Annotated in this window: 8 protein-coding genes; 1 reads left to right on the forward strand and 7 read right to left on the reverse strand. The window is 53.3% G+C overall.

Translation table 11 applies throughout. The features are described from left to right. Window position 1 precedes the first annotated feature (1 nt). From GQ52_RS09605 to GQ52_RS09635, 7 genes are all read right to left on the reverse strand, one after another. Window positions 2-1,312: a CmpA/NrtA family ABC transporter substrate-binding protein gene (locus GQ52_RS09605; protein ID WP_047517159.1), complete on the reverse strand. Its 1,311-nt coding sequence runs from the start codon at window positions 1,310-1,312 to the stop codon at window positions 2-4. Window positions 1,313-1,660: 348 nt separating this feature from the next. Next, window positions 1,661-2,929: a nitrate regulatory protein gene (locus GQ52_RS09610; RefSeq protein WP_047517162.1), complete on the reverse strand. Its 1,269-nt coding sequence runs from the start codon at window positions 2,927-2,929 to the stop codon at window positions 1,661-1,663. An 87-nt stretch (window positions 2,930-3,016) separates the two neighbouring features. Then, on the reverse strand, window positions 3,017-4,513 hold the full coding sequence (locus tag GQ52_RS09615) for an efflux transporter outer membrane subunit (protein WP_047517165.1): 1,497 nt from the start codon (window positions 4,511-4,513) through the stop codon (window positions 3,017-3,019). Next, window positions 4,506-7,646, reverse strand: a complete 3,141-nt coding sequence (locus GQ52_RS09620) for an efflux RND transporter permease subunit (protein ID WP_047517167.1) — start codon at window positions 7,644-7,646, stop codon at window positions 4,506-4,508. The genes GQ52_RS09615 and GQ52_RS09620 overlap by 8 nt, the downstream gene beginning before the upstream one ends. Before the next feature lie 18 nt (window positions 7,647-7,664). Then, window positions 7,665-8,897, reverse strand: coding sequence for an efflux RND transporter periplasmic adaptor subunit (locus GQ52_RS09625; protein ID WP_047517170.1), 1,233 nt, complete (start codon window positions 8,895-8,897; stop codon window positions 7,665-7,667). Window positions 8,898-9,072: 175 nt separating this feature from the next. Then, the gene (gene ybaL / locus GQ52_RS09630; protein WP_019882901.1) at window positions 9,073-10,770 is read right to left on the reverse strand and encodes a YbaL family putative K(+) efflux transporter; all 1,698 of its coding nucleotides are present in this window, start codon (window positions 10,768-10,770) and stop codon (window positions 9,073-9,075) included. 197 nt (window positions 10,771-10,967) lie between these two features. Continuing rightward, the gene (locus tag GQ52_RS09635; RefSeq protein WP_047517173.1) at window positions 10,968-11,579 is read right to left on the reverse strand and encodes a TetR family transcriptional regulator; all 612 of its coding nucleotides are present in this window, start codon (window positions 11,577-11,579) and stop codon (window positions 10,968-10,970) included. A 127-nt stretch (window positions 11,580-11,706) separates the two neighbouring features. Between GQ52_RS09635 and GQ52_RS09640 the strand changes: the two genes are divergently transcribed. Then, window positions 11,707-12,870, forward strand: a complete 1,164-nt coding sequence (locus tag GQ52_RS09640) for an efflux RND transporter periplasmic adaptor subunit (RefSeq protein WP_047517175.1) — start codon at window positions 11,707-11,709, stop codon at window positions 12,868-12,870. Window positions 12,871-12,889 lie beyond the last annotated feature (19 nt).

The raw sequence follows: 12,889 nt of genomic DNA on the forward strand, positions 1-12,889 counted from the left end.
GTTAGGCTTTCACCTTGAAGCTGCTGGCATAGGCTTTCGGATCCTTACCATCCCAGACCACGCCATCGATCAGCTTGCTGCTACGCATGGCATCTGGCACCGCAATGCCCAGTGATTTGGCTGCTTCGGTATAAATGTCGATACGGTTGACCTTTTTCGCGATGCCCAGGTAGTCAGGGTCAGACTTCAACAAGCCCCAGCGTTTGTGCTGTGTCAGGAACCACATGCCATCAGACAGGTAAGGGAAGTTGACCTTGCCGTCATTGAAGAATTTCATGTAGTTCGGGTCTTCCCATTTTTTGCCGATACCATTGTCGTAGTGGCCGAGGAAGCGGCCTTCAATCACTTCTTCTGGCGCATTGACGTAGGCTTTGCCTGCAATCAGTTTGGCCACTTCCGGGCGGTTTTTAGTCGCATCGATATAGCGGCAGGCTTCCAGAATCGCTTTGGTCAGTGCCAGTGCGGTATTCGGGTTTTTGGCCGCAAACTCAGCGGTGGTGCCGAGTACTTTTTCCGGGTGATCGGCCCAGATGTCCTGGGTGGTGGCGACGGTAAAACCAATCTTGTCGTAGATGGCGCGTGCGTTCCATGGTTCGCCTACGCAGTAGCCGTCCATATTGCCGATGCGCATGTTGGCGACCATTTGTGGCGGAGGCACCACAATGGTTTTCACGTCTTGCATCGGATTGATGCCATAACTGGCCAGCCAGTAATACAACCACATGGCGTGTGTGCCGGTCGGGAAGGTCTGGGCAAAAGTAAAGTCGCGGTTTTCGTTATCCAGCAGGCGCTTGAGCGTCCCGCCACTGGTCACGCCTTTTTCTTTCAGCTGGTTAGCCAGTGTGATGCCCTGACCGTTGTGGTTCAGTGTCATCAGGATGTTCATATCTTTTTGCTGGCCGCCGATGCCTAGTTGCACACCGTAAATTAGACCGTATAACACGTGCGCTGCATGCAACTCACCATTCACCATTTTGTCGCGCACACCCGCCCATGAGGCTTCTTTGGAGGGGACAATTTTGATGCCGTATTTTTTATCGAAGCCCATTTGTGAGGCGACAATAATCGGCGCACAGTCCGTCAGCGGGATAAAGCCCACTTTTACCTCAGTGATTTCAGGGGCATCAGAGCCTGCTGCCCAAGCCTGGCTGCGAATTGCAGAGGGCACCATGTTCATCATGGCAGCCGCGCCAAATGCACCTGCCAGGGTATTCATGAAAAAGTGACGGCGCTGCTGGTCTACTTGCTCGGTGGTGGATACTTCGGTGACCGTTGAAGTGGGTGTCACATTATTTTTGTCAGAACTGCTCATTGCTGCTCCTTAATCATCAATCAATTGGGAAAGTTAAAAAACAAAAAGGCGTCCTGAATGCAGACTGTTTTTTGTCTACACTCAGGACGCCTTTGTCCTTTTACTGCACAAGTCATTCGACTTGTTTACTGCCCAGCCGCGCTACATCCCAGGCTGGTATCACACGAGATTTTCAACCGCCGTTAGCTGAAGCCTCAAGCCAAATTAGCAATTGCCGTGCCAGCTGAAGCGTTATTTTTAAGTGATTGTTCTATATTGGTTTTTTTGGATGGTTGCATTTTTATGCAACCTTTTCAGCGCGGTGCTGTCCGCACCATACGTGTGCGGATGCACCAATTTGACGGGCGTTTAGCCCGGTTGTGCGTGATGCGCCAGAATGTTTTCAGCGACATCAATAATCTTGCGGTTTTGCTCCATGGCAATGCTGCGCATGGTTTTATACGCTTCCATTTCATTCAGCCCGCGCGTGCTCATTAACAGGCCTTTGGCACGTTCGATCAGCTTGCGTTCGGCAAGCGCCTTTTTAGTATCAGACAACTCACTTTCCATCTCGGCAATTTGCCGCGACTGCTGTTGCAGCAGCGTAATCATGGAGGCCATCGGATACGCCTGCGACGTATCATGCGTCTGAAAATTCAAGGCATTCTCAACTGGAATCGCCAGGTTGAAAAAGGTGCTGTTGAGCGCAGCGGCTGGTGTTGCCTGGATGGCATCCAAATATTGCCGGGTTTGCTCAAAGTCGCTCTTGGCTTTGCTAGCCAGCCCTGCCAACAACTCATGCATGGTTTGGATGAGCTGACATTGAATCTGCCACATGGCGCTTAAACGCTGGCTGCACAATTCAAACCAGACATCTGCGCTACTGGGGCTGAGCGTCTGCTGGTCTTTGGCTGCGCTCAGCTTGGTGCGGTATTTTTGATGTTGCTGGTGCCAGCTGGTTGCCTGCAGCGCAAGCCATGACTGGCGTACCTCTTCACTGCCAAACTGGCAGAATAAATCAAAATGGCGGTCTTGCTGGGCGATGAGTTCAAACAGCTTTTGCTGATGCGGCAGTTGCAGGCTGCCTGAACCAAACATATAGGCACCCACTGCACGCTCCTGCCCGGCAAATTCCTTGCCCTGGATTAGGTTGTAAAGCGTCAGCAAACAGGTGGAAATCTTGCTATTGACCGAGCTGTCGGTGATCTCAAAGATCAGTGCAATCAGGCTGCCGATCAGGCGGCTAAACGATTCGATACAGTCTGCAAAGCTGATCTTTTGCAAAGTGATCTGATGCCGCAAAGAAGTCAGTTGGTCCAGGCCTAGCAAGATCCACGAGGTCAGCGTCAATTGTTTGGCATCTGCCAGCGCGTTTCTATGCAAGTGCTGTTGCAGCGCCTCTCTAAAACTGGCTTCCATGGCCTGGTTTTGCGTAATGATGTCAGCGCGCTCTGGTGCAAAGCGTCGCCCATTGGAGGCGATATAGAGGCAGCTAGCACCACGTTCGGCCTGGATCAGGTGGATCAACTGGCCAATTTTTTCGACAAATGCGATACAGCTATCGAGTCGCTCCAGCTCCTCGATATGTCTGATTTTGGCCAAGGTAATGGTTTGGGCAGGGGATATTTCTGTGTTCATCACTAGGCACCAAGCAAGAAGTGTGCGCGACTTGGTGGTTATCTTTATCTTTAATGTTTAAAACGATGATGTTCATGCATGCACTCACTAATGCCAACCGCCGCCCATGACCTTATACAAGGTCAGCTGGCTAGCGGCGTCACTTAATTGCAATGTGACCAGCGATTGCTCTGCAGTATAAAGCGTGCGCTGTGCATCCAGCACCACCAGGTAATTGTCGACCCCATTTTTAAAGCGGACATCAGCCAGCTGGAATGCCGCATTCGCAGCAGCGGTGAGTGAGTGCTGGGCGTCCAGTTGTGCTTGCAAACCTTCACGCTGCACCAACACGTCCGCCACTTCGCGGAACGCAGTTTGCACGGTTTTTTCGTATTGTGCGAGCAGAATATCGCGGTTTTTCTCTGCTGAGGTCAAATTGGCACGGTTACGTCCTGCGTTAAACAGCGGTACGCTGACTTGCGGCACAAAGGTCCAGATGCCGGAATTTTTGGCAAACAGGCCGGATAATTCGGTACTGGCTGAACCGACCGTGGTGGTCAGGCTGATGGTGGGGAAGAAGGCCGCGCGTAATGCGCCGATATTGGCATTGGCGCCTTCCAGCAAGTGTTCTGCCGCACGGACATCCGGCCGTTGCTGTAAGGTTTGCGAGCTAACTCCGGCAGGTAAGGCTGTGGTCGCGACGACGTTGGACAAGTTGCTGGCTGGCAACCACTGTTCAGGCACCATGCTGCCCGCCAGCAGATTGAGTGCGTTGATGTCCTGCTTGATTTGCATATTGTAGGTGGCCACTGCGACACGTGCACTGTCGACACTGGTCTGCAGTTGTTTCAAAGTCAACGCATTGGCAACGCCCAGTTCAAACATTTTCTGGTTGATATCATAAGTGGCTTGCTGACTTTGCTGGGTTTGCTGGGCAATCGCGAGTCGCTTTTTGTCTGCCGCCAGGGTTAGCCAGGCGGTCGCTACTTCGGCAATCAGGCTGATCTGTGTGCTGTGGCGATTATCTTCATTGGCATAAAACGTTTGCAAGGCCTGCTGGTTCAGGTTGCGTATGCGGCCGAACAGATCCAGCTCATATGCACTAAAGCCTACGGTTGCACGGTAAATATGCGAGATATTGCCACTGCTATTGCTGCTGCCCGCAGTGCCAGTGGTCGCCCCTGAGGTATTGCCTGCAGTATTGTTGGCAGCACTGGCCATGCCTTTGGAGGCGGTTTCAGTGACGCTCGCGGCGATAGTTGGAAACAGGTCGGCGCGCTGCACCTGGTAGAGGGCGCGCGACCGTTCTATGGTCAACGCAGCTACCTGCAGGTCGCGGTTATTTTTTAAGGCGAGGTCAACCACCTGGCGCAGCTTTTCATCACTGATAAAAGATTGCCACGGCAGATCAGTAAATGCTTTGGGATCGCTTTGTACCGTGCCTAGCGTTGCCGGAACCGGCGCGGCTGGCCGTGTGTAAAACGGCGCCAGGTCAATACAACTGCTCAGGCCAAGTGACAGCGTCATTAGGGCCAGTAATTTGATTGGTAGTTTTGCCGTGCCAAGTAATGTATGTGTGCTTGGTTTTATCATAAGGTTATCCATGTGCGATGGCATCTGGATCAGGCTGGTAAGGGAACAGCGAACGTATCAGCACATAAAACAGCGGCACAAAAAAGATGCCGAGGAAGGTGGCCATCAACATGCCGCCGAGTACGCCGGTGCCAATCGCCTGGCGGCTCACCGCGCCTGCGCCTTCACTGAAGGCCAGCGGCAGCACACCAAAAACAAAAGCGAGCGAGGTCATGAGGATAGGCCGCAAGCGCAGTTTCACGGCCTCCAGGGTGGCGGTCAGTAAAGGCTGGCCACGCTCTTGCAGATGCTTGGCGAACTCTACAATCAGAATGGCGTTTTTCGCTGACAGGCCGATGGTCGTCAACAGGCCCACCTGGAAGTAAACGTCGGCTGTCATGCCACGCAAACTGGTTGCCAGCACGGCGCCCAGAATCCCCAGAGGCACGACCATAATGACGGAGAAAGGCACCGCCCAGCTTTCATATAACGCGGCCAGGCACAAAAACACAAACACCACAGACACCGCATACAAAAGGGGCGCCTGTGAACCTGACAGTCTTTCCTGGTAGGACTGCGCACTCCACTCATAGCCGATGCCTGCCGGTAGTTGCTTGATAATGCCTTCAGCAATACGCATGGCTTCGCCTGTGCTGGTGCCTTTGGCCGCTTCGCCGACGATTTCTACGGAAGAAATACCGTTATAGCGTTCGAGCAAGGGCGAGCCCGATACCCAACGGGTATTGGAAAAGGCAGAGAAGGGCACCATGTCGTTGGTGCTATTACGTACATACCAGCGATCAATGTCTTCAGGCTGCATGCGGTAAGGCGCATCCCCCTGCAAATAGACTTTCTTGACGCGGCCTTTGTTGATAAAGTCATTCACATAGGTGCCGCCCATGGCGATAGACAGTGTGGAGTTGATATTGGCGGTGGTCAGATTGTAAATGCCGGTCTTCTGGTCATCAATATTGAGCCTGAACATCGGCGTATCATCCAGACCGCTTGGGCGCACCCGGTTCAGTTTGGGGTTGTCTGCCGCCAGTTGGACAAATTGGTTTCTGGCCTCCATCAGTGCCTGGTGCCCGAGGCCGCCGACATCTTTGAGTTCCAGTGTAAAGCCTGAGCCCTGACCCAGGCCGCGCACTGGCGCTGGCTGGTTCACAAACAATTTGGCATCACGGATCTTGGACAAGGCTTTGGTCATCTGGTCTGCGAGTGACGCGGCGTCCTGGCCTTCGCCACGCAGTGACCAGTCCTTGAGGCGGATAAAGGCGCGGCCGGTGTTTTGGCTACCGCCACCGCCCTGGCCGAGGCCGGCAATGGTTAAATATTCATCAATGACCGCTTCCTGACCATCCAGGTAATGCTCGATTTGTCGCAACACACGCTGCATCCTGCTATCGGTGGCACCGACCGGCAATTGAATCTGCGCCATGAGGATACCCTGGTCTTCTGTCGGCAGGAAAGAGCTGGGTAAGCGCAGGAACAGGAAAGCCAGCAAGGCCAGAATGCTGGCATACAGCACCATGGTGAATAGCTTCTGGCGCAGGATTTTCTCGACGATGGTCTGGTAGCCGTTGGCAAATGCTTCAAATGCCGGGTTGAACCAGCGGAAAAACCAGCCGAACAGGCCACCTGTTGCCGCATGGCTATGATTTGACGGTGTGAGCATGGTCGCACAAAGGGCCGGGGTCAATGTCAGCGCGACCAGCACAGATAACAACATGGCAGACACAATAGTGATAGAGAACTGGCGGTAAATCACGCCGGTGGCGCCACCAAAAAAGGCCATGGGGATAAACACGGCGGATAACACCAGCGAAATACCGACTAGTGCGCTGGTAATTTCACCCATGGATTTACGCGTGGCTTCTTTCGGGCTCAGGCCTTCTTCACGCATCACACGTTCGACGTTTTCCACCACCACAATGGCATCATCTACCAGCAAACCAATCGCCAGTACCAGGCCAAACATAGTCAGCGTGTTAATCGAAAAGCCAAACGCGGCCAGTACGCCAAAGGTACCGAGTAGCACTACCGGTACGGCAATGGCCGGAATCAGCGTCGCACGCAGGTTCTGCAAAAACACATACATAATGATAACGACCAGCAGGATGGCCTCTACCAGCGACTTGACGACTTCCTTGATGGAAATACGCACAAATGGCGTGGTGTCATAAGGGATATGGATGCTGAGTTTCAGTTCAGGCGGAAAATAAGGCTCCAGTGCAGCGAGTTTGTCTTTTACGGCCTGCGCGGTGGCCAGTGCATTGGCACCGGACGCGAGTTTTACCCCAAAGGCTGCCGAGGTCTTACCGTTGAGGTTGGCGACCGGTGTGTAGCTCTCAGCGCCTAATTCAACGCGGGCCACATCCGACAAATGCACCACATAACCATCTGCGCCGGATTTAACGATAATCTGGTTGAATTGCTCTACGGTTTGCAGTTTGCTGCGGGCGGTAATGGGCGCATTCAGGCCTTGGCCCTTTACCGAAGGCAGGGCGCCTAACTGGCCAGAGGAGACTTCGGTATTCTGCGCTTGTACGGCCGCTGAAATATCGGAAGGGATCAGGTTGTATTTTTGCAGCCGGGCCGGATCCAGCCAGATGCGCATGGCATAGCCTGCGCTCAGGGTCTGTACATCGCCGACGCCATCGAGGCGGCTGATCTGGTCGATCAGGTTGCTCGAAATATAATCACCGATATCAATGGCGCGCACTGTAGGGCTGTCAGACATGAGTGAAATCATCATCAGGAAGTCGATGCCGGTTTTGGCCACCGTCACCCCCTGGCTTTGTACAATCTGCGGCAGCCTGGGCATGGCTTGTTGCAGTTTATTCTGCACCTGCATTTGTGCGACGTCAGGATTGGTGCCCGCATCAAAGGTCAGGCTGATATTGGCAGTGCCCGAAGATGTACTGCTGGCAGACATATAGGTCAGGTTATCGATGCCCTTCATGTACTGCTCAATCACTTGCGTCACCGAGTTTTCAATGGTGTCGGCCGCAGCGCCAGTATAGGTGGCATTGATAGAGACGCGTGGTGGTGCAATATCCGGGTATTGCTCCAGCGGGAGCCACTCAATCGCGCCTATGCCCGCCAGCATGATGACAATTGCAATCACCCAGGCAAAGATAGGGCGTTGGATAAAAAAAGACGCCATAGTTAAATTCTCTTCTGGTTAGCGGGCAGGGTTCACGGTAGACGGTGTTGTTGCCGTGGCCGGTGTTACTGCATCTGGATGACTGGTCGCCGCAAAGGGCACCGCCTTCACTTCGCTGCCTACGCTGATGCCTTGTAGCCCATCCATAATCACGCGGTCACCGGCTTGCAGGCCGTGTGTGACACGCCAGTTGTCACCTTGTGCGCCACTGGTTTCCAGGGTTTGCTGAATCACTTTTTGCGTATTGTCCACCAGTAGCACCGTGGGTTCACCACGTGTATTTCTGGTCACAGCACGTTGCGGCACCAGAATAGCTGCCTTTTCTTCGGCGACATCAATCAGGGCATGCACATACATGCCGGGCAGCAAAATGCCTTCCGGGTTAGGCACCACCGCACGCAGTGTGACCGCCCCTGAAGTGGTATTGACACTAATGCCGTTAAATTTGAGTTTTCCGGCGTGGGCGTATGTGGAGCCATCTTCGAGTACGACACGGACAGGAATTTCTTTTTGCGATGTGCTGCTCAGTTTGCCGCTGGCAATATCACGTTTGAGTTTGAGCAAGTCACTGCTGGACTGGATCACATCGACATAAATCGGGTCCAGTTGCTGTACGGTGGTGAGTGCAGTGTCCTGGCTGGCGGTGACCAACGCGCCAGGTGTGACGGTAGAAGTAGACACAAAGCCAGTGATCGGCGAGACCACGCGTGTGAAATCCAGGTTGATTTTTGCGGTGGACAGCGCTGCCCTGGCGGCAGCCACATCGGCTTCACCTTGTTGCAAGGCGGCTTGCGCGTCATCGTTATCCTGCCTGCTCACGGCATTGATTTTGACCAGTTCTTTATAACGATCCGCTTTGAGTTTGAGCGTGGTCAGCGAGGCTTCTGTTTTTTGTAGCGCGGCGGCGGCACTTTGGGCACTGGCCTGGTAAGGCGCAGGCTCGATTTGATAAAGCAGTTGGCCCGCTTTGACCAGTGCGCCTTCTGTAAATGCGCGTTGGCGGATAATGCCGCCGACTTGTGGGCGGACCTCCGAAATCATAAACGGATTGGTGCGCCCTGGTAGGTCGGCCACAATTGGCTGGCTGGCAGGTTGCACGGTGATCACGCCGACTTCTGGCGTTTTTTTGGGCGGTTTGTTGTCCGGTTTGCCGGATGAGCAGCCAGCCAGCATCAGGCTGGCAAGGCCCAGTAGCCATACACCGGATTTAGCGTAAAGGCCAGATTTATCGTCAAGGGAAGTGGTGTTCATAGGTACCAATATTGATATCGTTATTCTTGTCTGACAAGATTGTACTGCGTTTGATTGGGCGTAAATGTAACGATACGTATCGACTGCCGATACAATGACATCATAGCCTTTCGCGAGGTGTTTGTTTCAAAAAACAAGGCTGCCGAAGCAGCCCTGATTTAGATTTTAATGCCTTTTAGAGCACGTGACGTTCGAAACGCTGCAACACATGGGCAGACATGCCTTTGGCCAGTTCCTCTTCGCCGAAAAATACGGCTTGCCCCAGGTCTTTTTGCAAGCGCTGGTATTCATCTTCGTGGTGAGTACGAATCACCACTTCTATGTCCGGCTTGAGCTGTTTGGCAATGTCGACTATTTTACGGATATCCATGGCGTCCGGTGTGGCAATAATCAGCATGGCCGCATTGGCGATGTGTGCCTGTATCAATACCATGGGGTCAGCAGCATTGCCTGACACGGCGGGCTGGCCTTGCTTACGCAGTTTTTCCACCAGTTCGCGATTTTGCTCGGCCACCACAAATGGAATCGCAGAGTCTGTCAGCGATTGTGCAATGCGCTTGCCAACACGGCCATAGCCGACCAATACCACCTGGCCTTCAAGAAACTTGCGTTCCGTGGACATCGGCAACTCACTGTAGGGATCCATGCGCAAAGACAGGCGTCGTGCCACATCTGATTTATTGACCACCCAGTTTGCCAACGGTTTGATCGAGGCAAATACCAGCGGATTCAAGGCAATTGAAATCAGTGCGCCCGCCAACACAAGGCTCATGCCATCTGCTGACAATAGGTTGAGCGACACGCCAAGCCCGGCCAGGATAAAGGAGAACTCGCCAATTTGCCCCAGGCTGGCGGCGACGGTGAGTGCTGTATTCAATGGATAGCGCAGCGCCAGCACGATCGCAACCGCTGCCAGTGATTTGCCCAAGATAATAATAGCGACCACAGAGAGGACCTGTACCGGTTGCTTGATCAGGATGCTAGGGTCAAACAGCATGCCGACGGCGACAAAAAACAGCACGGCAAATGCATCGCGGAAAGGCAGGGAATCTTCCGCCGCACGATGGCTATATTCTGATTCGCGCATGATCATGCCGGCAAAAAAGGCGCCTAGTGCAAATGACACATGAAACAGGGATGAAGCGAAAAAGGCCACGCCAATCGCTACGGCAATCACGGTGAGGGTAAACAGTTCGCGCGAGCCGGTGCCAGCCACATACCATAGCAACCAGGGTAATACGCGTTTGCCTATCACCAGCATCACCACTACAAAACCGGTGATTTCAAGCAAGGTCACGCCTATGGTCTCCCAAATGGCACTGGCGTTGGTGGCTTCGCCTTGGCCACCCAAGACGCCAGCCAGGGCTGGCATCAGCACCAGCACCAGCACGGTCACCATGTCTTCTACCACCAGCCAGCCGACAGCAATTTTGCCGTTCATGCTTTCCAGGATGCGCCTGGACTCAAGCGCTTTCAGTAACACCACGGTACTGGCGCAGGAGAGTGACAGGCCAAAGACCAGGCCATGCCCCATGCTCCAGCCCCAATAATGGGCCACCAGCATGCCGAGCAGGGTCGCCAGCGTCATCTGCGCCAGTGCGCCGGGTAGGGCGATGCGTTTGACCGACATTAAATCTTGCACTGAAAAGTGCAGGCCAACGCCGAACATCAGCAGCATGACGCCGATTTCAGACAGTTGCGAGGCGATTTCTATGTCCGCCACAAAGCCGGGGGTGGCCGGGCCGATGATAATGCCAGCAAACAGATAACCAATCAGCGCTGGCAATTTGAGTTTTTCGGCGATCAGGCCAAACACCAGCGCCAGCGCAAATGCGGCAGCAATGGTGGTAATAAGAGACAGGTTATGATCCATAGCAATATTTTTTTCTTAAGTTATTTTTATAGGGGTGTGTATCGGGGTGATGCGTTTAAAAATGAACGTGCGTGGTCATACTGACCTTGTTCAGACAAAAAAGTTGAGCAATTTTATTGTCATCAATGTATCCGACCCTTATCTTGCCGGAAGGCGGGCGTGCTCGTCAATGCTAGCAGAGTAGCTTGACGTTTAAATTACGGCTGGAAAAGTGGCATAGACAGGCGCTGCAGTCCATATTCACAGAGTTGTTCCGCACGTTGCCAGCGTTGTGATTCACTGAGGCTGCCAAAATAAATAATGCTGAACACACCCTCAATAATGGACTGGCAATACAGGCTGATCAGGTCGAAATCGACTTCGGCAGAGAGTTCTGTTTGCGCAATCGCCTGTTTGAGCAGGCAATCTATTTGTGTAATGCGCTTTTTCTCCCAGGCAAAACGTAATTGCAATAATTCGGGCGAATCATCAATGCCGATATATAAAAAGAACAGGACGCGCTGAATGGAGCTAGGTTCAATATAGCTACGGATCTCATGCAGGCAATATTGCTTGAGGTTGCCTAATGCCGCAAGGGCCGGTTGGAGCTGGAACGGGGAGACGGTTTCAATCACGCGTTCCGCCATGGCGGTAGCGACTTCCAGCTTGCCTTTATAGTGGCCGTAAACGGCGCCGCGTGACAACTCGGCTGCTTCGGCAATATCTGCCATGGTGGTCAGGGTAAAGCCTTTGCGGTAAAACACGTGTTCAGCCGCATCCAGAATCTGGTCGCGGGTTTTTTGCGCATCTTCTTTGGTTTTTCTGGCCATGATCTCTAGGCTTATCATTCCTCAAGCAATGGCGAGGATTATACCAAAAAATAATTAATCAGTCATGATTGATTAATTATTAAAGGACGGATAGAATATTGACGTCTATATAGTAAAAGGCATGTTCATGTCCCGTTTTTCTCTCAGCACGGCCTCTGTTGCCACATTCTTGTTATTGCAACTCTCCGCTTGTAGCAAACCGCAGGAAGCCGCTCAGGCAGCGGCTGGCGCACCTGAGGTCGAAGTGGTGACCGTGCAAACCGCCGAAATCCCCGCTGAGGTTGAATTACCTGGCCGTGTAGAGGCCTATCGCATTGCAGAAGTGCGTGCGCGCGTTTCTGGTATTGTCTCCAAGCGGCTGTATCAGGAAGGGCAAACAGTGAAGGCGGGCACACCGTTATTTGCCCTGAACCCGGAGCAGTTGCAGGCCAGTAAATTAGAAGCAGATGCTGAGCTCGCCAGAACCGAAGCCAATCTGGTGAATGCCAATGACAAATTGCAGCGCTACCAGGCGCTGGTAGGCGACCAGTCCGTGAGTCAGCGCGACTACCGCGCGGCACAGGCTGAAGCGCAACTGGCTAAAGCCGAAGTGGCCGCCGCGCAAGCTAAACTCAATCGCGCCAAACTGGATGTGGCTTATGCCAATGTGACGGCGCCGATTGATGGCGTGGCGCGCCGTGCACTGGTGACCGAAGGCGCGCTGGTGGGTAAAGACGAGGCCACGCACATGACGACGGTTGAGCAAATCAACCCGGTGTATGTCAATTTCGCGCAGTCTTCTTCTGAGGTGTTCGCGCTGCGCAAAGCCTTGCGCGACGGCCAGTTAAAAGGCAGCAATGGTCAATTGCAGATTGCCCTGATGTTGCCGGATGGTTCAACTTATCCTAGTGCAGGCAAACTGTCATTTTCTGATGTGTCTGTGAACCAGACGACAGACTCTGTCGTGATGCGCGCCATTTTTGACAACCCGCAACAGGAACTGATGCCAGGCGCCTATGTGCGCCTGAAAATCCGCCAGGCGACCAATCCGCATGCCATCCTGATTCCGCGTGATGCGCTGATTCGTGACCAGTTCTCCAGCCGGGTATGGGTGGTCAATGCCAAACAGGAGTTGGAGTCACGCGAAGTGCAAACCGGCGCTGTGATTGATAAACAGTGGGTGGTTGAGCATGGACTGCAAACAGGTGAACAAGTGGTGGTCACCAATGCTGCCACGCAAACGGCGGGCGCAAAAGTGACGCCCAAGCAGGTAAGCGCCACAGACAAAATCACCCAAGCCGTCGCACCTTAAAATTAAGAGCCTTAAATCA

Source organism: Methylophilus sp. Q8, assembly GCF_000800115.1.
Taxonomy (GTDB): domain Bacteria; phylum Pseudomonadota; class Gammaproteobacteria; order Burkholderiales; family Methylophilaceae; genus Methylophilus.